The organism is Streptomyces sp. NPDC005004, from assembly GCF_053600675.1.
On the sequence record NZ_JBSGAH010000001.1, the window covers coordinates 104477 to 127915 of the forward strand.

A 23439-nucleotide genomic window follows, 5' to 3' on the forward strand; every position below is an offset into this window, starting at 1 on the left:
GGCTCTGCCCCCCCCTGGGCCCCGTCTCGCCCGCCCGGCCCCGCCTTTCCCGGTCACTCGAGAAGTCGCCCTCCGAGAAGCACCTGTGCCCGGAGGCTCTTCGAGCCTCCGGGCACAGGATCGGACAAACACCCGTTACTCCGTCGCGATCGCGTTCAGCACGTTCATCCGGCCCGCCCGGAACGCCGGGATCAGCGCCGCGAACAGGCCCACGAAGGCCGAGGCGACGAAGACCGTGATGATCGTCGGCCAGGGGATCTCGAGGACGTTCAGGCCCTCCAGGGCGAGGAGCTTCTGGGCGGTGGCGCCCCAGCCCATGCCGAGCCCGAGGCCGAGGAGGGCGCCGAAGAGGGCGATGACGACCGACTCCAGGCGGATCATGCGGCGCAGCTGGCGGCGGGAGAGACCGATGGCGCGCATGAGGCCGATCTCGCGGGTGCGCTCGACCACGGAGAGGGCGAGGGTGTTCACCACACCGAGGACGGCGACGATGATCGCGAGGGCCAGGAGGCCGTAGATCAGGTTGAGGAGCTGGCCGATCTGGTCCTTGAGCGCCTTCTTGTAGTCGGTCTGGTCGCGCACGGTGTACTGCGGGTAGTCGTGCAGGGCCGACTTGAGGGCCTTGTAGGCGGCGGCCTGGTGGCCGTCCTTCGCTGTGGCGAAGACCAGGACGTCGAGCGGCATCCGGTCGGCGGGGACGTACCGCTTCACCGTGGCGATGGAGACGTACATCGCGCCCTTGTCGACCACCACGTCGTCACTGGTGATCGCGCGGACCGTCAGCTTCGCGGTGCGGGCGTCCGTGAACGCGACCGTGACCGTGGAGCCGACCTTGATCCCGTGCTTGCGGGCGAAGCCCTCGGGGACGGACATCGAGTCGGCCCGGTAGGCGTCGGCGAGCGTGCCCGAGACGGTCTTGGTGCGCAGGTCCTGGGCGTAGGTCGGGTCGGCGGCGTTGAGCGTCTCCTTCTTGCTGATCTTGCCGTCGGGGGTGGTCAGACCGGCGGGGACGGCCTTGTACTCGGTGACCCGCTCCAGCCCCGCGGTGTCCTTGACGGCCCGCACCGCCTGGGGGGTGATCAGGCCGCCGTTGTCGTTCTGGACGATGAAGTCCGTGCCCACGGTCTTGTCGAGCTGGTCGGTGGCGGAGGCCACCATGGAGGAGCCGACGACCGACAGGCAGGCCACCAGGGCCAGGCCGATCATCAGTGCGGCGCCGGTCGCGCCGGTGCGGCGCGGGTTGCGCAGCGCGTTGCGCTCCGCCATGCGTCCGACCGGGCCGAAGACCCTGAGGACGACCGCGCCGAGGACGCGCACCAGCCCGGAGGCGAGCAGCGGGCCGACGACGACGAAGCCGAGCAGGGTCAGCACGATGCCGACGCCCAGCCAGCCCGAGCCGGTCGTGGCCTGGTCGGTGGCCGCTGCCGCGGACAGGCTCGCGGCGCCCGCGCCGGTCAGGCCCACGCCGATCAGGGCCCGTACGAGACCCGACCTGGCATCCGCCGGGGCACCCGCGTCGCGCAGGGCGGCCATCGGGGAGACCTTGCCGGCGCGGCGGGCGGGCAGGTAGGCCGCGAGGACGGTGACGACCACGCCGAGCAGCAGACCGAGGGCCGGGGTGGTCCAGGCGACGGTCAGGTCGTCGGTGGACAGGTGCATGCCGATCATGCCCATGACCTTCATCAGGCCGACGGCGATGCCGATGCCCGCGCCGACACCGAGGACGGAGCCGAGGACGCCGAGCATCAGGGCCTCGACGAGGACCGATCGGTTGACCTGGCCGCGCGAGGAGCCGATGGCGCGCATCAGGCCGATCTCGCGGGTGCGCTGGGCGACCAGCATCGAGAAGGTGTTGACGATCAGGAAGATGCCGACCAGGAACGCGATCCCGGCGAAGCCGAGCATGGCGTACTTCATGACGTCGAGGAAGCTCTCGACGTCCTTCTGGTTGGCGTCGGCGACCTCCTTGGCGGTCTGCACCTTGTAGCCGCCGCCGAGCGCGGCCGTGACGTCCTTCTTGAGGCGGTTGTCGGAGACGCCCTTGGCGGCGGTGACGTTGACGTTGGTGTAGACGCCGGTGCGGCCGACCAGGGTCTGCTGGGCGGTCTTGGTGTCCAGGTAGAAGATCGCCGCGCCGGGGTTGGTGACGGTGAAGGTGGCGATGCCGGACACGCGCGCGTGGTGCGTGCCGAGTGCGGTGATCACGCCGATGTCGTCACCGAGACGCAGATGGTGCTTCTTCGCGGTGTCGGCATCCACCATGATCTGCCCCGCGCCATGGGGCGCGGCACCGGTGGTGACCTTCATGGTGCGCGCGTCGTTGCCGTTCCAGCTTCCGACGATGGTGGGCGCCCCGCTGTTGGGCGACAGCCGCTCCTTGTCGGCGTCGACGACGGTGACCTGGGTGGAGAACACCGTGCCCTCGGCCGCCCGCACACCCTTCGCCTCGCGGATCCTGCCGACCACGGAGGCGGGCATCACCGGCGGCCTGCCGGTGCCGGACATGGTCTCGCCGGTGTCGGAGGCGCTCTTGGCGCTCACCGTGACGTCCGAGGACGTCGCCTGGAAGAGCTTGTCGAAGGTGGTGTTCATGGTGTCGGTGAACACCAGGGTGCCGCAGACGAAGGCGACCGACAGCAGGACCGCGATCGCCGAGAGCGCCATGCGGCCCTTGTGCGCGAAGAAGTTGCGCATCGAGGTCTTCAGCACGGTCATGACGTGCGCCCCCGCGCGTCGAAGTCCTTCATGCGGTCCAGGACCTGATCGGCGGTGGGCCGGCGCATCTCGTCCACGATCCGGCCGTCGGCCAGGTAGAGCACGCGGTCCGCGTAGGAGGCGGCGACCGGGTCGTGGGTGACCATGACGATGGTCTGGCCGAGGTCGTGCACCGAGCGGCGCAGGAAGCCGAGGATCTCGGCGCCCGCGCGCGAGTCGAGGTTTCCGGTCGGCTCGTCGCCGAAGATGATCTCCGGGCGGGCGGCGAGCGCGCGGGCCACGGCGACACGCTGCTGCTGGCCGCCGGAGAGCTGGGTCGGCCGGTGCTTGAGCCGCTCGGCGAGTCCGACGGTCTCCACGACCTTCGCCAGCCACTCCCGGTCGGGTTTGCGGCCGGCGATGTCCATGGGCAGCGTGATGTTCTCGAGCGCGTTCAGCGTCGGCAGCAGGTTGAACGCCTGGAAGATGAAGCCGATCCGGTCGCGGCGCAACTGGGTCAGCTTCTTGTCCTTGAGACCGGTGATCTCGGTCTCGTCCAGGTAGATCCGACCGCTGGTCACCGTGTCGAGCCCGGCGAGGCAGTGCATCAGGGTGGACTTGCCGGACCCCGAGGGGCCCATGATCGCGGTGAACTGGCCCCGGTCGATGTCCACGTCGACATGGTCGAGCGCGACGACCCGGGTCTCCCCGGCGCCGTACGCCTTCACGACCTGCCGCGCCCGCGCGGCAACGGCCGTAGGTCCTCCAGTGCCCCCGTGCCTGGGTACGGTCACAGCCGATGTCACGGTATGTCTCCTATGGGATGGCAGGTCGGAGCGCGCGCCGGCGGCGCGTGCGGTCGTACGGGTTCTTGCCGGTGATTCTCGCGGGCCGAGGGGGTGCCGCGCGCTGGTGCGGAGCCCCCGGTCCCGGTGGGGCAAACCCCACTCCGGCGGATCGGGTACGCCGCCCCCCAGCGGCGTAAAGCCAGGTTAAGGAGCGCGAGGGCGCCTTCTCGTCCTCCGGGGGGACGAACGCTCCCCGACCCGCAGTACGGAGATACCCCTAGGGGTGCTCCACCATCGGGTGGAGACGTTCTCAGGGTCGTCTCCACCCGCGGCCCGCCCAGCCTCCACCCTCACGCGACGTCAGGGTCAACCCGCCTCCCGCGCGGACGGCGCTGCGACGGCCCCGCCGCGCGTGAAGCGTGTACGGGACATCGGGGAGCGGCTGATCAGGGTCGGCGCCGGTGGGAGTCAGGGTCGGCGCCCTGCGAGCGGGCGGGGTCGGCGTCGCCGGGGGGAGCGTCGGCGTCGCGGGGGAGCGTCGGCGTCGCGCGGGGGTCGCCGACCGCGCCGCAGCCGGGGTTCGGCGTCGGGCGGCCCGGGTTCAGCGCCTCGCGGCCGCCATCGACGCGGTCAGCCGGTCGCGGAGGTGCTCGACCTGCTGCCGTACCTCGTCCCAGATCTCGCCGTGCTCGCGCAGGACGCGCTCGGTCTCGCGGGCGGTGCGCTCCTCGTGGTCCAGCGCCGCGGCGAGGACCTCGGCGGCGCGCGCGTCCGCCAGCTCCCGGATACGGGGCGCGCGGCTCTTCTCCGCCGCGAGCGCGCGCTTCGCCGCCGCCAGCGCCGCTTCGGCGCGGGCCTGCCGTTCGGCGGTGCTCACTTCGAGCGCGGCCGCGCGCTCGGTCAGTTCACGCTCGGCCGCCGAGCGGCGCGCCGCCTGCTCCCCGGGCTGCGCCGCGAGCAGGGCGGCGGCGCGGTCGCGGGTCTCGCGCAGCTCCTCCAGCGCAGTCCGGCGCAGCTCGCGCACCTCGTGCCGGGTGCCGACGCGCAGCTCCTCCGCCTCCGTGCGGGCCGCGAGCAGCCGCCGCTCAGCGGTCTCCACCGCCTCGGCACGCAGCGCCTCCGCCGCCTCCCGCGCCGCACGGCGCACGCCTCGCGCGTGTTCCTCGGCGGCCGCGACCCGCTCGCGCGCCTCGTCCCGGGCGCACTCGCGCAGCCGTACCGCCTCCGACCGCACCAGTCGGAAGACGGTGCGCGCGGGCTCGCCCAGGCTGTCGTACGTCTGCGGTTCAAGGCCGGCCGCCCGCTCGCGCAACCGCGCCGACTCCGCCTCCATGTCCCGGACGAGGACGGTCAGCCGCGCGACGCGCTCCCATGCCGCGTCCCGCTCCCGCGACAGGGCGGCCAGCCGGGCGTCGGCCTGGTCGGGGTGGTAGCCGCTTCCCCGGGCGGTCCCGAAGCCGTACGACGTCGCCGATGCGCTGCTCACCCGTGGAACCCCTCTCCGCCCGGACAGTCCGACATACCCGACAGGATGATGGGATGCATGTCGATATGAGCCGAAGAGACGCCAGGGTTCGTCCATGCCGTCGGGCCCTTCACTCCCGAGGGTGAAGGGCCCGACGCGAACGGCGGAGAGGTGGAACGGCTCCGGCTACAGCAGCCCGTCCCACATCTGTTCCAGCAGCACCGACCACCAGGTCTCCGGCGAACCGAGCGCCGCCGGGTCCAGCGAGGCGAGCTGGGCCTGGAAGTCGACGGTCCAGCGGCCCGCCTGCTCCTGGTTCAGGCCGTAGCGCAGCCGCCACATCCGGCCGAGCAGCGCCAGGCAGCGGGTGAACTCCGGCAGCCCGGTGTTGACGAACTGCGGCGGCACCGGCGCACCGCCCGGACCGCCCTCCACCGGCACCGCGACGATGTTCGCCGTGCCGTACTGCACACAGATCGCCTTGCCGAAGTCCGTGCCCATCACCAGGTACGAGCTCGCGTCCGAGGCGGGCTGCACCCCGCGCTCGGCCGCCAGCTCCGCCAGCGTCGGCACCGGACGGCCCGGCTGTGCCTGCGCCCAGAAGAACGGGCCCATGTCCAGCGGGAGTCCGGCCACCACCAGCGTGTGCGCCACGACCGGCGGCACACCCTGCCGCGACACCGCCTGCTGGTCGAACCGGTGCACCCCCGGCCCGAACGCCGCCGCCAGCTCGTGCGCGACCCCCTCCGGGGGCACCGGCGGAACCGGCTGCACCGGCGGCAACGGCGTGCGCACCGGCGCCGGGCGGGCGGGCCCGTCCGCCACCTGGTGCAGCTCGCCCTGATGCGCCAGCAGCTCCTGCATCCCCTGCTGCCTGCTCGCGTGATCCGTGCCGTACGGCGCGATGCTCGCGATCCGCGCCTGCGGCCACTGCTCCCGGATCATCCGCGCGCAGTACGCGCCCGGCAGCTCGCACGACTCCAACTCCGTGTGCAGCTCCAGGACCTGGTCCGGCGGCACGTTCATCGCCCGCAGCTCGTGGAAGATCTGCCACTCCGGGTGCGGCATACCCGGCGCGGACCGCCGGATCAACTGCTGCTCGGAACCGTCCTGGGCGCGGTAGCGCAGTACGGCCTGGTAGCCGGGACCGACCGTGGGCTGCGCCGCAGGCGGATAGCCGTACGCCGGCGGCGGGCCCGGCACGGGGGCACCGTGCGGCGGCATGACCCCGGCCGGAGGCGGCATCGCTCCCGGATGCGAGGGCGTACCGAGGTGCGGGGGCGGCATGGCGCCGGGCGGGGGCGTCGCGCCGGGGGGCGGGGGCATGGCTCCCGGGGGAGGCATCGCACCCGGATACGGCATCGCGGCGGACGGCGCGGGGCCGGCGGGTGCCGGACCGGTGGGCGGCGGCATCGCGCCCGGCGGTACGGCACCGGGAGGCGGCATCGCACCCGGCGGGGGCAGGGGGGCGCCGTGCGGAGGCGTCGAGGGCGACGGTGCGGGCGGCGCGCCCGGGACCGACGGCGCGGGCCGCGGCGGCGGAGGTACGCCCGGACCGCCCACCGGAGGCGCGGCCAGCACCGTCTCCGCGTGGTCGACACCCGGGGCACCGGAGGGCCTGGGCGCGGGCGGCACACCCGGTGCGGGCGGCGGCGTACCCGGAGCACCGGACGGACCCGACGCGGGCGTGTCAGGCGCACCCTGCGGAGCGAACGTCTCCGGGCCCTCCGGGCGCAGCGACGACACCAGTTGGGTCGGCACGTACTCGTCCCCGCCCGCACCACCCGGCCGCGCACCCGGCGCGCCCGGGGCACCCGGCGCGCCCGGAGCGCCCGGCGGCGGAGGCGTGCCGGGGCCCTTGCGCGGCGGCGGCGCGGCCTTGCTCGTCACGGCGTCGGCGATGTCACCGGCGTCCGGCGGCAACGCGCGGCCCGGAGACCGGGGCGCGTCGGCGGCGCCGCTCGGCGGACAGCCGTGACCGGGCTGCCCGGCACCGGCGGGAGCCGTCGCCTCCGGGGTGACCGCCGTGGGCGGCAACTGGCTGCCGCCCGACATCAGCGCGGTCTTGGCGTCCGGCTCGGAAGCGGGCGGGCGCGGGGCACCGTCGCCGACCGGAGGCGAGAACACCGTGGCGGGCAGCGGTACGGAGCGGTCCTCGCCCTCGTCGGCATTGGTGTCCGTACCGGCCCAGGGCGTCCTGGCGGAGGCATCCTCGGGAGCGGGCCACGCCGTCCCGCTCCCGTCCCCCACGGGCACCCCGGGCTGCGTCCGGGCGAGCCCGCCGCCGGAGCCCGCACCCGAGCCCGCACGCGGTCCCGGCACGCTCCCCGCGCCGGCTCCGGCACCCGGAGCCGAGGTGGGGGCGGAAGCGCCCCCCAGCTTCTTCTCCGCCGCCTCCTGCAGCCACTCCGGCGGACTCAGCAGGAACGACGTCTGGTTCAGGTCCACCCGAACAGCCGCGGGCACCGGCACCGCGTCCTCCGGCTCGTCGGAACGCCCGTACGTCTCCTCGTACCTGCGGATCACCTCGCCCACCGGAAGGGCGGGCCACAGCGTCGCCTCGCCACTGTCGCGGGCGATCACCAGACGCTGCGCGCCCGCGTCCACCCGCGGACCCTCCGCACGGTCCTCGCCCCAGACGACGAAGCCCAGCTCGAACTCCCGCACCCGCACCTCGCGGTGCTGGTAGGCCGGGACGTCCCCGTTGATCCACTCCTCGGCGCGCTCCTGCGCCTGTGCGAACGTCACCATCGCCGGAAGCTCACTCCCCCGCAGCCGAGGACACCGGCACCGCACGCGCGAAGCCGCCGTCCACCATCAGACCCGCCACCGTCTCCAGCTCCGGCGGATCGCCCGCGAGCCGCGACAGGAACGCGTCGAAGTCGTCGCCGCACGGCAGCAGCAGCCGCTCCACACGCTCCGCCGGAGACCACGCCGGATCCACGTCCCGTACGTCGTCGTACGCGCAGAACCACACCGAACCCGCCCGCTCGCCCCTGACCTTCACCGCGAGCAGACCGCCCTGCACGAACCCGACGCCCAGGTAGTCCTTCGTCAGGTGGTCGCGCAGACACTTGTTGACGTACACCAGGTCGTTGACCGCCGCCTCGTCCCGCACCGTGAAGAACGGCTGGTCCACCAGCAGCCCCAGCTCAGCGTCGAGCGCCGCGCCCACCGGCGCACACCCGCCCGCCGCCTTCAAAAACGAGCGGTAGGCACCCGGCAGCCGGTACCCGAGGTCCTCCTCGACCCCCTGCACCTGCGACTCCGTCACCGCCACACCCGACTTGGGCAGCCCGAAGTGCGCCGGACGCGTCTCCGGCAGCGGCCGCGTGCCCCGCTTGCCGTGGTCCACCACCGCCGTCGCCAGACCACCGTGATGCCGCAGCAGCGCCTTCACCTCGACCGGCACCAGCTCCAGACGGCGCGAGCCCGCGACGTGATGCCACGTCCAGTTGTGCGGCGTCGCCACGTCCGGCACCGTGTCCCACAGCTCGTGACCCGACGCCGCCAGCGCCGCGTTCGCCGACACGTAGTCCGTCAGCCGCAACTCGTCGACGCCGAAACCCTCCGGCGGATCCGCGATCTCCGCGGCCGCGCGCGCGTACGGCGCGAAATCGGGATAGCCCCGCTCGTCGACCCGCACCCCACGCGGATGACGCGCCGCCCGCACCGGATCCGGGAAGTGCACGACCTGCCCGGCATAGGCCGCGTTCGGCGGCGCGGCCTCCTGCCCGAGCCGACCTGTCGTCATGGCGGTTGCCCCCTGCGGCACTCTGTACGAGCCGGCGCCCGCGCCCTCGACCGGCGCACCCCGACCCGCATCCGACTGTCTCAGGCGTCACCGACGCCTCGACCGCGACCGGCGCGGTGCCGACAGCCTATGCGGTACGCGCACACCGGTCACCGGCCCGCCGGACCACCGCCCCGAGGACCCGCCGACCCTCCCCGCCCTCATGACATACAGTCACACAGGGTCACGACTCTGGCGTGTCGCGCCGCCCCAGCTTCCGCAGCAGCCACGGCATTTGGCACTCTGTGTCCCTCGGGGGAGCTCCAGGGGAGGGAAAGACGATCATGAACACGATGGCGGCGAAGAGCACCGACACGCCCTCCGGCGACCCCCGCGTCGGCTGGAGCGCCACCGACGCACCCCCCGCCCCCACCCTCCTCCACCGGCGCGACGGCATCCTCCCCACCATCGCCGCCGCCCTCTCCGTACGCGGCGAGACCCTCACCGGAACCGCCGCCCGAGGCGACCGGCCGCCCGCGCTGCACCCCCTCGTCCAGGACTTCCTCGACACCCTCACCAGCAACCAGCGCGACCGCTTCACCGGCCGCTGCGCCGAAACGATCCTCATCTCCCGGCACCTCACCGCCATCGAGGCCACCCGCAGCAGACGCGCCGCCCGCCGGCCCCTCACCAACGGCGAGGCCCGCAAAGCCCTCAAGCAGGCCAAGCTCACCGCCCGCCGCATACGCGAGGACGGCGACCCCCTCCACGGCAGCTTCGCCGACCCCTGCCGCGCCTGCTCCGCCCTCAGCGCCCACTTCGGCGTCCGCATCGTCGACCCGGCCACCGGCGGCAACTGACACCCCCGGCCCGACCAGCCACCGGAAACCACCGCACGCACGACGACCGCACGCACGACGACCGCACGCACGACGATCGAAGGCACATGCACCCCAACCGCACCACCACACCCGGCACCACCACACTCGGCCAGCCACCGGCCGCCCCCCGCTTCCCCGGCGCCGCCGACAACGCCCTGCGCACCGCCGGCTGGCACCCCGGACGCTGGGACATAAAACAGGCCGAGATCTGGGCCGACACCCTGCGCGAACACCTCTCCCCCGCAGGCCACCGCCACACCGTCTTCCCCGCCGCCGTCGAAGCCTGGGCCGAATTCGGCGGACTGCACGTCACCCCCACCGGCACCGGCCGCCAGATCGCCCCCGCCACCCTCCACCTCGACCCCCTGCACGGCCTCCACCTCGCCCGCACCCTCGGCGACCTCGGCCGCGCCCTCGGCACCGAGGTCAGCCCCCTCGGCGAGGAGACCGCCACCGCCGCCCTCCTCGCCATCGACGCCGAAGGCCGCGTCTACGCCCTCGACCACACCGGCGACTGGTACCTCGGCCCCGACATCGACCACGCCCTGGCCACGCTGATCATGGGCACCCGTCCGGTACGGCTGACGGCGGGCTGAGCGCGAACCGCTCCCCGACAGCACCACACCACCGGGGAGCCCCTCACACCGCCGGAATCACCGCCGACACCCTGAAACCGCCCTTCTCCGTCGGCCCCGACACGAACACACCCCCCAGCGCCACCACACGCTCCCGCATCCCCAGCAGGCCGTTGCCGCCCGACGGCAGACCCGCCGACGCCGACGCCACCTCCGGCGGAGACTCGTTCTCCACCTGCATCGCGATCTCCGCCCGCCGATGCGCCAGCCGCACGAACGTCCGCGCACCCGCCGCGTGCTTGTGCACGTTCGTCAACGCCTCCTGCACCACCCGGTACGCCGTCTGCTCCACCTCCGCCGCATACGAACGCACCTCCCCCTCCACCGACAGGGCCACCACCATCCCCGCCGCCGCGGACTGCCCCACCAACTCCTCCAGCTCCGCCAGACTCGGCCCGTCAAGGACCTCCTCGGCCGCAGCCCGCGACGCCGCCTCCGCGGCAGCAGCCCCCACTGCCGCCAACGGCACCGGCTCCGCGGCACGCCGCCCCGCGTCCCCCGACCGCAGCACGCCCAGCATCTCCCGCAACTCCGTCAACGCCTGCCGGCCCATGTCCCCCACCAGCGCCGCGTTCCGCACCGCCTTCTCCGGATCCTTGCGCGCCACCGCCTGCAACGCCGCCGCGTGCACCACCATCAGACTCACCCGGTGCGCCACCACGTCGTGCATCTCACGGGCGATCCGCGTCCGCTCCTCGCCCCGCGCCCACTCCGCCCGCTCCTCCGCCCGCTCCGCGAGCAACTGAAGCTCCCGCTCCAGACTGTCCGCCCGCTCCCGCAGACTCTCCATCAGCCGGCGCCGCGCCCCCACGTACAGCCCCAGCAGCAGCGGCGGCGCCGTCAGACCCAGCGACGTCGTGACCGCCGCGAACGGCACGAACCAGTCGCCCAGCGTCAGATCACCCCGCGCCATGTCCTGGCGCACCCGCACGAACGTCACGATCATCGTGCCCACCAGCGACATGCCCGCGAGGGCCACGATGGTCCGGCGCGGCAGCTCGCACGCCGCCAGCGTGTACAGCCCGACGATGCCCATCAGGAAGCCCATCTGGGCCGGGGTGATCGCGATCGCGACGAGCACCACGGCCACCGGCCACTTCCTGCGCACCAGCAACACCGCACCGGCCAGCAGACCGAACACGATCCCCACCGACAGCGGCACACCCGCGTCCCGCGCGAACGGGATGCCCTCCGCGCCGCACTCCACCGCGGACGCCAGGGCCAGCGCACCGTCCAGCGCCGCGCCGCGCCGCCTCTCCCACCACCATGGGCCGGTCAGGGCCCTGGCGCGGTCTTCCCCCGTCGTGGTCATGCCTCCAGCCTACGGGCGCCCGGGGCGGCTTTTCCGGCGAGTTTCACCCTCCGCCCGGATCACACACCGTAATCGAATGTCCTCGAAACCGTCTGAAATCGCTCGAACTGCTGAACCCCGGCTCATCACCACCGGACCTACCCGTTCCACCCGGACGGTATGCACATGGCACATTCACCAGGCAACGACGGACGGCGCGCGGACTTCGACGCGTTGCGGGAGCGAGCACTCGCCCTCCGCCGCGCGGGGCTCAGCCTCCGGCAGATCCGCGACGAACTGAAAGTCTTCAACAACGACCTCCTCAACCGCCTCGTCCACGGGGAACCGGCCCCGGACTGGACGAAACGCCCGAACGCGAAGGACGAGATGCGCGAGCGGGCCCGGGAACTGAGGCGGCAGGGGTTCACGTACGACCGGATCCAGTTGGAGCTGGGCTGCTCCAGAAGCTCGGTGTCCCTGTGGGTGCGGGACCTGCCGAAGCCGAGTCCCCGCTACACCCCGGAGGAACAGCAGGCGCTGATGCGCGATGGCCTGGCGCGCTCCCGGGCGGTCGAGCGGTCGAAGCGCGAGGAGTCCCGGAACTCGGCCGTGCGGGACGTCGCCGGGCTCACGGACCGCGAGCTGTTCGTGGCGGGTGTGGCGCTCTACTGGGCGGAGGGCGCGAAGAGCAAGCCGTACGACCGGCGCGAGCGCGCGGTCTTCGTCAACAGCGACCCGGGAGTGATCCAGACTTATCTCGCCTGGCTGGACCTCCTCGACGTCGACCGTGAGCGCCGGGGCTACCGCGTGCTCATCCACGAGTCGGCGGACATCCCGGCCGCCCACCGCTTCTGGGCCGAGGTGGCCGGCGTCGACGTGTCCGTCTTCGCCAAGCCGACCCTGAAGAAGCACAACCCGCGGACGGTCCGCAAGAACACGGGCGAGACCTATCACGGGTGCCTGGTGGTGACAGTCGCCCGAAGCGGGCATCTGTACAACCGCATTGAGGGCTGGTGGGGTGGAATCGTGACCCAGGCGCGGGCACGCCTCGGGTAAGGTCTGAAGCGCTGTCCCCCGTGGTGTAACTGGCAGCACACTAGATTTTGGATCTAGTAGGACAAGGTTCGAATCCTTGCGGGGGAGCCACAGCACACCAGATCTCAGTTCGGGTCCCGACCGGCATCCCCCCGGCGGGACCCGCTCTCATGTCCCCCGGAATTCACCCCGGTATCCTGCGCTCGTCACCCCCCACACCCTTCATGAGCCGAAAGGCAACCCCGTGAGCGCCATTCGCCCGGCAGCCGTCGTCGTTCTCGCAGCGGGTGAGGGCACCCGTATGAAGTCCGCCACACCGAAGGTGCTGCACGAGATCTGCGGCCGGTCCCTGGTCGGTCATGTGCTGGCCGCCTCCCGTGAGCTGGACCCGGAGCACCTCGTCGTCGTCGTGGGCCACGCCCGTGAGCAGGTCGCCGCGCACCTGGCGGAGATCGACCCCGGCGTCCGCACCGCCGTGCAGGAGACGCAGAACGGCACCGGTCACGCGGTGCGGATGGCGCTGGAGGAGCTGGGCGGCCCGCTGGAGGGCACCGTCGTCGTCGTGTGCGGTGACACCCCGTTGCTGACGGCGGACACGCTGCGGGACCTGGCCGGCACGCACCACGCCGACGGCAACGCGGTGACCGTGCTGACCGCCGAGGTGCCGGACGCGACCGGGTACGGCCGGATCGTGCGGGACGAGGCGACCGGCGCGGTGACGGCGATCGTGGAGCACAAGGACGCGACGGAGGCGCAGCGGGCGGTCCGGGAGATCAACAGCGGTGTGTTCGCGTTCGACGGGCGGCTGCTGGCGGACGCGCTGAAGCAGGTGCGCACCGACAACAGCCAGGGCGAGGAGTACCTGACGGACGTGCTCGGCATCCTGCGGGAGGCGGGGCACCGGGTGGGCGCGTCGGTGGCCGCCGATCACCGGGAGATCGCCGGGATCAACAACCGGGTGCAGTTGGCGGAGGCTCGCCGGACGCTGAACGACCGTCTGCTGACGGCCGCGATGCTGGACGGTGTGACGGTGGTGGACCCGGCGACGACGTGGGTGGACGTGACGGTCACGTTCGGCCGGGACGCGCTGGTGCACCCGGGGACGCAGCTCACCGGTGCGACGCATGTCGGCGAGGGCGCGGAGGTCGGTCCGAACAGCCGGCTGCACGACACGCGGGTGGGTGCGGGCGCGCGGCTGGACAACACGGTGTCGGACGGTGCGCGGGTCGGGGAGGGCGCGTCGGTGGGTCCGTTCGCGTATCTGCGGCCGGGGACGCGTCTCGGCGTGAAGTCCAAGATCGGGACGTACGTGGAGACGAAGAACGCGTCGATCGGTGAGGGGACGAAGGTTCCGCATCTGTCGTACGTGGGGGACGCGACGATCGGTGATTTCACGAACATCGGGGCGGCGAGCGTGTTCGTGAACTACGACGGTCAGGACAAGCACCACTCGGTGATCGGCTCGCATTGCCGGACGGGTGCGGACAACATGTTTGTGGCGCCTGTCACGGTCGGGGACGGTGCGTACACCGCCGCCGGGTCCGTGATCATCAAGGATGTGCCCCCGGGTTCGCTGGCCGTGGCGCGCGGCCAGCAGCGCAATATCGAGGGCTGGGTGGCCCGTAAGCGGCCCGGGAGCGCGGCGGCGAAGGCGGCCGGGGCGGCATCCGGTCCGGCCGGGGACGAGGGCTGAGGCGGGCCCCGGCAGGGCTCGTCCGGACCCCGTCCGGACACGAGTGCGTCAAACACGGCGTACCGTGATAAGTGCACAACCGCACCCCCTACCAGCTAATTCGGCCCTCTCGTGCCCAGCCGAGAGGCCGCTTGGCCGAGGCTGGCCGACACACCTCTGAGGAGACAGTGCTGTGACCGGGATCAAGACGACCGGCGAGAAGAAGATGATGTTCTTCTCCGGCCGCGCCCACCCCGAGCTTGCCGAGGAGGTCGCCCGCGAACTCGGTGTGGGGGTCGTCCCGACGAAGGCTTTCGACTTCGCCAACGGTGAGATCTACGTCCGTTATCAGGAGTCGGCGCGTGGCGCCGACTGCTTCCTGATCCAGAGCCACACGGCTCCGATCAACAAGTGGATCATGGAGCAGCTCATCATGATCGACGCGCTGAAGCGCGCGTCGGCCCGCTCCATCACGGTGATCGTGCCGTTCTACGGTTACGCCCGCCAGGACAAGAAGCACCGTGGCCGTGAGCCGATCTCGGCGCGTCTCATCGCGGATCTGATGAAGACGGCGGGTGCGGACCGCATCCTGACGGTGGATCTGCACACGGACCAGATCCAGGGCTTCTTCGACGGTCCGGTGGACCACCTGTTCGCGCTGCCGCTGCTGGCGGACTACGTGGGCGACAAGGTGGACCGGAACAAGCTGACGGTGGTCTCGCCGGACGCGGGCCGGGTGCGGGTGGCGGACCGGTGGTGCGACCGGCTGGGCGCGCCGCTGGCGATCGTGCACAAGCGCCGGGACAAGGACGTGGCGAACCAGGTCACCGTCCACGAGGTCGTGGGTGAGGTCGAGGGCCGGGTGTGCGTGCTGGTCGACGACATGATCGACACGGGCGGCACGATCTGCGCGGCGGCGGACGCGCTCTTCGCGCACGGCGCGGAGGACGTGATCGTGACGGCGACGCACGGTGTGCTGTCGGGTCCGGCGGTGGACCGGCTGAAGAACTCGCGGGTGAGCGAGTTCGTGTTCACGAACACGCTGCCGACGCCGGGTGAGCTGGCGGCGGACCTGGAGAAGATCAAGGTGCTGTCGATCGCTCCGACGATCGCGAACGCGGTGCGTGAGGTCTTCGAGGACGGCTCGGTGACGAGTCTCTTCGACGAGCAGTGAGGTTTCTGCTGGCCGGTTCCGCGGGCTAGCTGAAGATCCTTTTGGGTGCGGCCTCCCCTGCCGAGTAGACTGCGACAGTTGCTCGGCGAGGGAGGCCGCACTCGTGTTCTCACGAGGTGGCTGTCCGTTATCGACGCGCTCTTCGTAGCAGGCCGTTCGTGGCCGGGTGACCGTCCCTACAACCTCTACGAGGAGTGATTCACATGTCCGAGGTGAAGATCGCCGCCGAGACCCGCACCGAGTTCGGCAAGGGTGCGGCCCGTCGCATCCGCCGTGACAACAAGGTTCCCGGTGTCCTCTACGGCCACGGTTCCGAGCCGCTGCACCTGACCCTCCCGGGCCACGAGCTGCTCCTCGCGCTGCGTACGCCGAACGTCCTGATCGCCCTGGACATCGACGGCAAGACCAACGAGCTGGCGATCCCGAAGGCCGTCCAGCGCGACGCCATTAAGGGCTTCCTGGAGCACGTCGACCTGCTGCTGGTCAAGCGCGGCGAGAAGGTCACCGTCGAGGTCCCGGTCGTCGCCGAGGGCGAGCTGGCCCCGGGCGGCAACCTGCTCGAGCACGTGCTGAACGCCCTGCCGGTCGAGGCCGAGGCCACGCACATCCCCGAGTCCGTGACGGTCTCCGTCGAGGGCCTGGAGGCCGGTGCCTCGGTCCACGCCAAGGACATCAAGCTGCCGGCCGGTGTCTCGCTGGCCGTCGAGGACGACGCCGTCGTCCTGCAGGTCCTGGCCGCCCAGGCCGAGGAGGCCCCGGAGGCCGAGGCCGCCGAGGGTGACGAGGCCGCCGAGGCGTAAGGCCCCGGTTCTGCCGCCGCGTCCGTGGCGGCAGCCGTTTTCGCTCCAGCCGCTGCTTCCCTTGGGGGAGCAGCGGCTGTCGCACGTGAGGAGACTGGGACGTGAGCACGTCCGAGAGTGCCCCCTGGCTGGTCGTCGGGCTCGGCAATCCGGGTCCTGAGTACGCGATGAACCGGCACAACGTCGGTTTCATGGTGGTGGATCTGCTCGCGGAGCGGATCGGCGGGAAGTTCAAGCGGGCGTCGAAGGCACAGGCGCAGGTGCTGGAGGGCCGGATCGGTCCCGCGGGTCCGGGCAGCCGCCGGGTGATCCTGGCGAAGCCGATGTCGTTCATGAATCTGTCGGGCGGCCCGGTGAACGCGCTGCGGGACTTCTACAAGGTGCCGGTCGATCACCTCGTGGCCGTGCACGACGAACTGGACATCGACTACGCGACGCTGCGGCTGAAGCTGGGCGGCGGGGACAACGGGCACAACGGTCTGAAGTCGATGACGAAGGCGATGGGTGCCGACTATCACCGGGTGCGGTGCGGGATCGGCCGGCCGCCGGGGCGGATGCAGGTGGCGGACTTCGTGCTGAAGGACTTCTCGTCCGCCGAGCGCAAGGAGCTGGACTGGTTCGTGGACCGGGCGGCGGACGCGGTGGAGTCGTTGGTGACGGAGGGTCTGGAGCGGGCGCAGTCGGCGTACAACTCCTGACTTGTCGGGAGTGCTCCGCGCCGGAGTTGACCGGTCGTAGGGGTATGGCCAATGATCCCGGCCATGCCTGCCAGAGCCAGTTCCGTACGCCGGGCTTCCGTGACCGCGTTGGGGGTGGGGCGGGCCGTGCTGATGGGCGTGTGTGCCGCGCTGATCCTCTTCGCCGGGGCGTGGGGTTCCTGGGGCACCGCGCAGCACGTGATGCTGCCCAAGGGCCGTGAGCACGGCACGATGCGGGTGACGGACTGTTCCGGCGACCGCTGTACGGGCCCGTTCTCGCCGACGTCCGCCGGTGCGGTGCGCCGGGACCGGGTGGTGCTGGCGAGGACCGTCGCGGTGCGGGAGGGCCGGTCCTACGACGTGACGGTGGAGCCCGGTACGGACGTGGTGGTGCGCTCGGGTCTGGCGGGGACGCTGTTCGCCTGGCTGCCGCTGGGCGGGGCGCTGGTGCTGGCCTCGGTGGTGGTGGCGGGCGGGATGCGGCTGACGCGGACCGGCTGGGTGCTGGGGGTGCTGGGCGTGGTGCTGCTGACGGGGGCGTTCGTGACGGCGCAGTGAGCCTTTCCCGCAACGGACGGCGCCCCCGGAGCCTCGCGGCTGCCGGGGGCGTCGTCGTGTGGTGCGACCCAGCGGGTCAGCCGGTGTTGCGCAGGCCCGCCGCCACGCCGTTGACGGTCAGGAGCAGGGCGCGGGCCAGGAGCGGGTCGGGTTCGGTGCCCTCGGCGACCGCGTCGCGCTGGCGCTTGAGCAGGGCGACCTGGAGGTAGGAGATCGGGTCCAGGTAGGCGTCGCGGATGGCGAAGGTCTGCTTGAGGACGGGCTGGGCGGCGAGGAGTTCCTTCTCGCCGGTGACGCGCAGGATCTCGGCGACGGTGAGGTCGTGCTCGGCGCGGATGGTGTCGAAGACGTGCTTCAGCTCGTCGGGGACGAGGGTGTCGACGTAGTGCTGGGCGATCCGCAGGTCGGTCTTGGCGAGGGTCATCTCCACGTTGGAGATGAAGTTGCGGAAGAAGTGCCACTGTTCGTGCATCTCGTCGAGCACGGTGTCCAGGCCCGCCTCGCGCAGGGCCTTGAGGCCGGAGCCGACGCCGAACCAGCCGGGGACGATCTGCCGGGACTGGGTCCAGCCGAACACCCAGGGGATGGCGCGCAGTCCGTCGAGCGAGACGCCCGAGCCGGGGCGGCGGGAGGGTCGCGAGCCCAGGTGCAGGTCGGCGAGCTGGTCGACCGGGGTGGAGGCGAGGAAGTACGTCGGCAGGTCGGGGTCCTCGACGAGCCGGCGGTAGGCGGCGTGGGCGGCGTCGGAGACGACGTCCATGGCAGCGTCCCAGCGGGCGAGCGCCTCGTCGGACTGGCGGGGGGCGGTGTGCAGGGCGGACGCCTGGAGGGTGGCGGCGACCGTCAGTTCCAGGTTCTCCCGGGCGAGGGAGGGGATCAGGTACTTGTCGGAGATGACCTCGCCCTGCTCGGTGACCTTGATCTCGCCCTCCAGGGTGCCCCAGGGCTGGGCGAGGATCGCGTCGTGCGAGGGGCCGCCGCCGCGGCCGACGGTGCCGCCGCGGCCGTGGAAGAGGCGCAGCCGGACGCCGTAGCGGTGGGCGACGTCGCGCAGCCGGCGCTGGGCGCGGTGGATCTCCCACTGGCTGGTGGTGATGCCGCCGAACTTGGAGGAGTCGGAGTAGCCGAGCATGACCTCCTGGACGTCTCCGCGCAGCGCGACCAGGCGCCGGTAGGAGGGGTCGGAGAGCATGTCCTCCAGGATGGTGTCGGCGGCCTTCAGCTCGTCGGTGGTCTCCAGGAGCGGCACGATGCCGATCTTCGCCCAGCCGGCGTGCAGGTCGAGCAGTCCGGCCTCGCGGGCCAGCACGGTCGCGGCGAAGACGTCGTCGGCGCCCTGGCACATGGAGATGATGTACGACTCGATGACCTCGGGTCCGAAGACCTCCAGGGCGCGCTTGACGGTCTGGAAGACGCCGAGGGTCTTGGCGGCGGCCGCGTCGACGGGCGCCGGGCTCGGGGCGAGCGGGCGGCGCGAGCGCAGTTCCTTGGCCAGGAGCTTGGCGCGGTAGTCGCGGGGCATGTCGGCGTAGCGCCAGGACTCCTCGCCGAGGCGGTCGAAGAGCTGCCCGAGGGCGTGGTGGTGGGCGTCGGCGTGCTCGCGGACGTCCATGGTGGCGAGCTGGAGGCCGAAGGCGGCCAGGGTGCGGATGACGCGGGCGAGGCGGCCGTCGGCGAAGAGGGTGCCGCGGTGCACGCGCAGGGAGGTCTGGATGATCCGCAGGTCGTCGAGGAGCTCGGCGGTGCCGAGGTAGTCGCGGCCCTCCTGGTGGGGGGTGTTGCGGGCCAGGCGCTGCTTGGTGTTCTCCAGCTTCTGGCGGATCGCGGTGGCCTTGAGCCGGTAGGGCTCCTCGGCGTTGAGGCGCTTGTAGCGGGGGCTGATCTCCGGCAGGCGATCCAGGTCGGCGTCGAGGGAGGTGAGGAGTTCCTCGGTGGCGCCGGTGTAGCGGATGGAGTTGGAGAGCAGTCCGCGCAGCTCGTCGATCATCTCCAGGGCGTCGTTGATGCCGTGCTCGTGCTGGAGGATGAGGACGTCCCAGGTGACCTGGGGGGTGACGTTGGGGTTGCCGTCGCGGTCGCCGCCGATCCAGGTGCCGAAGGTGAGCGGCCGGGTGTCGTCGGGCAGCTGGACGCCGACGCGCTCCAGCTCGGCGGTGAGGTCCTCCAGGACGTCACCGACGGCGTGGGCGTGGAGTTCGTCCAGGTAGTAGATGGCGTTGCGGGCCTCGTCGGTGGGCTCGGGGCGCACCACGCGCAGTTCGTCGGTCTGCCAGACGAGGTCGATGTTCTCGGCGAGGCGCACGTCGTGGCGGCGGCGGTCGGAGTCGAGGACGGGGGTGTCCAGGAGTTCCGCGACGCGCCGGAGCTTGTTGAGCACGGAGCGCCGGGCGGCCTCGGTGGGGTGCGCGGTGAAGACGGGCCGGACGTTGAGGTTGCGGACGGTCTCGCGGACGTGCTCGGGGTCGGCGTCCTTGAGGCGGTCGGCGGTGCGGGCGATGAGGCCGCCCTCGGCGGCGCGGCGGGCGCGCAGCTCGCGGCCGCGGTGCACCTGCTCGGTGACGTTGGCGAGGTGGAAGTAGGTGGAGAAGGCGCGGACGAGCTTGGCGGCGGTCTCCAGTTCGGTGCCGCGCAGCAGCTCGGCGGCGGCCTCCCCGTCCTCGCGGGTCAGGCGGCGGACCTTCTCGACCAGTTCCAGGAGTTCGGGACCCTCCTGCCGTACGAGGGTCTCGCCCAGCAGGTCGCCCAGGCGCCGGATGTCGGCGCGCAGCTCGCTGCCGGCCGTGGTGGTCTGGTCGTCGGCACTGCTCACAGGTGCGGCTCCTTGCAGTGTTGAAGCTCAACTGGGAGGGAACCCGGGTCATCCATCCATCGCGGCGCAAAACGTCGCATACGGCCTGGATCGTCCGGGAAGTAAACAGAGCGGACGGCGCTGTCCGACCGCTTCCAAGGATAGGTGTCCACCGGGACGCGCAGGGTTGGGGGCCCTTGCCGCACCCCGACTCGCTGCCATACTTACGACGCCGTAGGTTACGGAACCGTAGGGAAGGACCCCCTTCATTCCCGTCCGGTCCCGGCGGCCCGGCACCTGCCCCGACCCTCGACCCCACAGGGGACGCGCATGACCTCAAGTTCCGATGTGATCGACGAAGCCTCACCCGATGCCTCCCTCGCCACGCTGGGCGGCGAGAAGAAGCGCTCGATCGAGCAGATCGCCCTGCTCGTGTTCATCGTGGTGCCGTTCCTGGCCCTGGTGGCAGCGGTGCCGCTGGCCTGGGGCTGGGGAGTGAGCTGGCTCGATCTGGGCCTGCTGGCGCTCTTCTACTTCATCGGCTGCCACGGCATCACCATCGGTTTCCACCGGTACTTCACCCATGGCTCGTTCAAGGCCAAGCGGCCCCTGCGGATCGCCCTGGCGATCATGGGTTCGATGGCGGTCGAGGGCCCGATCGTGCGCTGGGTGGCCGACCACCGCAGGCACCACAAGTTCTCCGACGCCGAGGGCGACCCCCACTCGCCCTGGCGCTACGGCGAGACGCTCCCGGCGCTGATGAAGGGCCTGTGGTGGGCCCACATCGCCTGGATGTTCGACGAGGAGCAGACCCCGCAGGACAAGTTCGCGCCGGACCTGATCAAGGACCGGGCCATCCGGACGATCTCCCGGCAGTTCGTGATGTGGACGGCGATCTCGCTGGCGCTGCCGCCGCTGATCGGCGGCCTGGTCACGATGTCCTGGTGGGGTGCCTTCACCGGCTTCTTCTGGGGTTCACTCATCCGGGTGGCCCTGCTGCACCACGTGACCTGGTCCATCAACTCGATCTGTCACGCGGTGGGCAAGCGGCCGTTCAAGTCGCGCGACCGCTCGGGCAACGTGTGGTGGCTGGCGATCCTGTCCTGCGGCGAGTCCTGGCACAACCTGCACCACGCGGACCCGACGGCGGCGCGGCACGGTGTGGAGCGCGGCCAGATCGACTCCTCGGCCCGGATCATCCGCTGGTGCGAGAAGCTCGGCTGGGCGTACGACGTGCGCTGGCCGTCACGCTCGCGTATCGATTCGCGCCGCAGCGACGGTGCGGACTCCTCCCCGCGCGGGAAGGCCGGCGCCGAGGCGGCATGATTGACGGCGTGGCGACCGACTCCAGCAGCATCCAGGGCAACGACAAGCAGCGGCGGGCACGCCGGACCCGTATGACCGGTGCCGAGCGCCGCCAGCAGTTGCTGGAGATCGGTCGCACCCTCTTCGCGGCGAAGGGCTTCGAGGGCACGTCGGTGGAGGAGATCGCGGCGAAGGCCGGGGTGTCCAAGCCGGTGGTGTACGAGCACTTCGGCGGCAAGGAGGGGCTGTACGCGGTGGTGGTCGACCGCGAGATGCGGCGGCTGCTCGACATGGTGACCGGCTCGCTGACGGCGGGGCATCCCCGCGAGCTGTGCGAGCAGGCGGCCTTCGCGCTGCTGGACTACATCGAGGAGTACACGGACGGTTTCCGCATCCTCGTGCGCGACTCGCCCATCCCGCAGTCCACCGGCACCTTCGCCTCGCTCATCTCGGACATCGCGACCCAGGTGGAGGACATCCTGGGCCGCGAGTTCAAGAGCCGCGGCTTCGACTCCAAGCTGGCCCCGCTCTACGCGCAGGCGCTGGTCGGGATGGTCGCGCTGACCGGGCAGTGGTGGCTGGACGTGCGCCGCCCGAAGAAGGCGGAGGTCGCGGCGCATCTGGTGAACCTGGCGTGGCACGGCCTGGACGGGCTCGAGCAGAAGCCGCGGCTGATAGGGCACCGGAAGAACTAGCGTCTTTCCTGCGGGAGCACGGGCGCTGTCGGCGCCGTCGCTGCTGTCGGCTCCAGGAACTCCAGGCGGTTGCCGACCGGGTCCTCGGTGTAGAAGCGGCGGTGGCCGGGGAGGTCGCCGTCCCAGGTCACGGGGGCGCCGTGGGCGGTGAGCCGGGCGGCGTACGCCTCGATGTCCCGGACCCGGAGCCCGGGGTGGGCCTTGCGGGCGGGGCGAAAGTCGTCCTCGACGCCCAGATGGAGCTGTACCCCGGCCGCCTGGAACCAGCAGCCACCGCGCGCGGCGAGCACCGGGGGCTTGGCGACCTCGGTCATGCCGAGGGCGCCGGTGTAGAAGGCGCGCAGCACGTCCTCGCTCCCCGCGGGGGCGGCGAGCTGGACGTGGTCGACGGCGACGAGCACGGCTCACGCCTCCCGGACGGCGACGGCGAAGAGACGGCGGAAGGGCAGCAGGGTCCCGTACGGCGCGCTCGGGTAGGCCGTGCGCAGCAGGTCGCGGTACTCGGCGAGGAAGGCGTCCCGCGCCTCGGGATCGTCGGCGAGCGCGGTCAGGGCGGGGCGCAGGCCGGTGCCCTTGACCCAGTCGAGCACCGGGTCCCGACCGGTGAGGACGTGCTGGTACGTCGTCTGCCACACGTCGGCGGCCAGACCGAGGCGGGCGAGGCGGTCGAGGTAGACGCCGGGGGTGTGCACGGAGTCCGGGCGGCGCAGTACACCGGCGAGGCGGGACTTCCAGCGCGGGGTGTCCGCGAGTTCCCGCATGAGGGTGTGCAGCGGGGCGTCGGTGTTGTCGGGGACCTGGAAGGCGAAGGTGCCGCCGGGGTTCAGGGCGGAGGTCCAGTCGGCGAAGCGGTCGAGATGGCCCGGCACCCACTGGAGGGTGGCGTTGGAGACGATCACGTCGCAGGGCTCGTCCGGGGTCCAGGTGCGGGCGTCGGCGGGGGCGAAGTCCAGACGGCCGCCGCCCTCGGTGGGGCCCTCGTGCTCGGTGTGGGCGCGGTCGAGCATCTCGGGCGAGTTGTCGTAGCCGGTGATGTGCGCGGCGGGCCAGCGGGCGGCCAGCAGGGCGGTGGCGTTGCCGGGGCCGCAGCCGAGGTCGGCGACACGCGGGCGGGCGCCCGGCGGGTCGGGGACGCGGGCGACGAGGTCGGTGAAGGGGCGCAGGCGGTGACCGGCGTGGCGGAGGTACTGGGCGGGATTCCAGTGCGGCGTCGTCATGTGGTCCAGC

19 protein-coding genes and 1 tRNA gene are annotated in these 23439 nt (G+C 72.0%); 11 read left to right on the plus strand and 9 right to left on the minus strand.

All coding sequences use genetic code 11. The features are described from left to right. Positions 1-135: 135 nt before the first annotated feature. The 5 genes from ACWEEU_RS00470 to ACWEEU_RS00490 form a co-directional block, all read right to left on the minus strand. Complete coding sequence (locus ACWEEU_RS00470; protein WP_451726935.1) at positions 136-2715, minus strand: ABC transporter permease; 2580 nt, start codon at positions 2713-2715, stop codon at positions 136-138. Further along, positions 2712-3500 (minus strand): ABC transporter ATP-binding protein, encoded by a 789-nt coding sequence (locus ACWEEU_RS00475; protein ID WP_385748617.1) that lies wholly within the window; start codon positions 3498-3500, stop codon positions 2712-2714. The genes ACWEEU_RS00470 and ACWEEU_RS00475 overlap by 4 nt, the downstream gene beginning before the upstream one ends. Positions 3501-4083: 583 nt before the next feature. Beyond that, entirely contained in the window at positions 4084-4968 is an 885-nt protein-coding gene (locus ACWEEU_RS00480) for a cellulose-binding protein (RefSeq protein ID WP_451726939.1), read from the minus strand. Between the two features lie 165 nt (positions 4969-5133). Next, positions 5134-7698 carry an SUKH-4 family immunity protein gene (locus ACWEEU_RS00485; protein ID WP_451726942.1) on the minus strand — a complete coding sequence of 855 codons (2565 nt, stop codon included), beginning with the start codon at positions 7696-7698 and terminating at the stop codon, positions 5134-5136. A gap of 10 nt (positions 7699-7708) precedes the next feature. Next, positions 7709-8701, minus strand: a complete 993-nt coding sequence (locus tag ACWEEU_RS00490; RefSeq protein WP_385748608.1) for an SMI1/KNR4 family protein — start codon at positions 8699-8701, stop codon at positions 7709-7711. A 323-nt stretch (positions 8702-9024) separates the two neighbouring features. Here ACWEEU_RS00490 and ACWEEU_RS00495 point away from each other — a divergent pair, with 323 nt between their 5' ends. Then, positions 9025-9540, plus strand: coding sequence for a YwqJ-related putative deaminase (locus ACWEEU_RS00495; protein ID WP_385748604.1), 516 nt, complete (start codon positions 9025-9027; stop codon positions 9538-9540). Between the two features lie 86 nt (positions 9541-9626). After that, positions 9627-10157, plus strand: coding sequence for an SUKH-3 domain-containing protein (locus ACWEEU_RS00500; protein ID WP_451726947.1), 531 nt, complete (start codon positions 9627-9629; stop codon positions 10155-10157). A 43-nt stretch (positions 10158-10200) separates the two neighbouring features. On the opposite strand, the gene ACWEEU_RS00505 is transcribed toward ACWEEU_RS00500, so the two are convergent. After that, on the minus strand, positions 10201-11508 hold the full coding sequence (locus tag ACWEEU_RS00505; RefSeq protein ID WP_385748598.1) for a sensor histidine kinase: 1308 nt from the start codon (positions 11506-11508) through the stop codon (positions 10201-10203). Positions 11509-11673: 165 nt separating this feature from the next. On the opposite strand from ACWEEU_RS00505, the gene ACWEEU_RS00510 reads away from it, so the two are divergent. The 7 genes from ACWEEU_RS00510 (at position 11674) to ACWEEU_RS00540 (ending at position 17424) form a co-directional block, all read left to right on the plus strand. Beyond that, a complete protein-coding gene (locus ACWEEU_RS00510; protein ID WP_451726951.1) occupies positions 11674-12543 on the plus strand; it encodes a hypothetical protein in 870 nt (289 codons plus the stop codon). Positions 12544-12557: 14 nt separating this feature from the next. Beyond that, positions 12558-12633: transfer RNA gene (locus ACWEEU_RS00515), tRNA-Gln, on the plus strand. A gap of 133 nt (positions 12634-12766) precedes the next feature. After that, positions 12767-14215 carry a bifunctional UDP-N-acetylglucosamine diphosphorylase/glucosamine-1-phosphate N-acetyltransferase GlmU gene (gene glmU, locus ACWEEU_RS00520; RefSeq protein WP_385748593.1) on the plus strand — a complete coding sequence of 483 codons (1449 nt, stop codon included), beginning with the start codon at positions 12767-12769 and terminating at the stop codon, positions 14213-14215. 172 nt (positions 14216-14387) lie between these two features. Next, positions 14388-15368: a ribose-phosphate diphosphokinase gene (locus ACWEEU_RS00525; RefSeq protein ID WP_385748590.1), complete on the plus strand. Its 981-nt coding sequence runs from the start codon at positions 14388-14390 to the stop codon at positions 15366-15368. Positions 15369-15571: 203 nt separating this feature from the next. Then, positions 15572-16168 (plus strand): 50S ribosomal protein L25/general stress protein Ctc, encoded by a 597-nt coding sequence (locus ACWEEU_RS00530; RefSeq protein WP_385748587.1) that lies wholly within the window; start codon positions 15572-15574, stop codon positions 16166-16168. A 101-nt stretch (positions 16169-16269) separates the two neighbouring features. Continuing rightward, entirely contained in the window at positions 16270-16866 is a 597-nt protein-coding gene (pth, locus tag ACWEEU_RS00535) for an aminoacyl-tRNA hydrolase (protein ID WP_385748584.1), read from the plus strand. Positions 16867-16929: 63 nt separating this feature from the next. After that, the gene (locus tag ACWEEU_RS00540; RefSeq protein ID WP_385748582.1) at positions 16930-17424 is read left to right on the plus strand and encodes a hypothetical protein; all 495 of its coding nucleotides are present in this window, start codon (positions 16930-16932) and stop codon (positions 17422-17424) included. Between the two features lie 76 nt (positions 17425-17500). Here the strand turns inward: ACWEEU_RS00540 and ppc are convergent, their stop codons facing one another. Then, positions 17501-20233: a phosphoenolpyruvate carboxylase gene (gene ppc, locus ACWEEU_RS00545; protein WP_451726957.1), complete on the minus strand. Its 2733-nt coding sequence runs from the start codon at positions 20231-20233 to the stop codon at positions 17501-17503. Between the two features lie 309 nt (positions 20234-20542). On the opposite strand from ppc, the gene ACWEEU_RS00550 reads away from it, so the two are divergent. Beyond that, positions 20543-21538, plus strand: a complete 996-nt coding sequence (locus ACWEEU_RS00550; RefSeq protein ID WP_385748577.1) for an acyl-CoA desaturase — start codon at positions 20543-20545, stop codon at positions 21536-21538. Then, positions 21535-22212 carry a TetR family transcriptional regulator gene (locus ACWEEU_RS00555; RefSeq protein ID WP_385748575.1) on the plus strand — a complete coding sequence of 226 codons (678 nt, stop codon included), beginning with the start codon at positions 21535-21537 and terminating at the stop codon, positions 22210-22212. The genes ACWEEU_RS00550 and ACWEEU_RS00555 overlap by 4 nt, the downstream gene beginning before the upstream one ends. Here ACWEEU_RS00555 and ACWEEU_RS00560 read toward each other — a convergent pair. Continuing rightward, on the minus strand, positions 22209-22613 hold the full coding sequence (locus ACWEEU_RS00560) for a VOC family protein (RefSeq protein ID WP_385748572.1): 405 nt from the start codon (positions 22611-22613) through the stop codon (positions 22209-22211). The genes ACWEEU_RS00555 and ACWEEU_RS00560 overlap by 4 nt on opposite strands. A 3-nt stretch (positions 22614-22616) precedes the next feature. Beyond that, the gene (locus ACWEEU_RS00565; protein WP_451726962.1) at positions 22617-23429 is read right to left on the minus strand and encodes a trans-aconitate 2-methyltransferase; all 813 of its coding nucleotides are present in this window, start codon (positions 23427-23429) and stop codon (positions 22617-22619) included. Positions 23430-23439 lie beyond the last annotated feature (10 nt).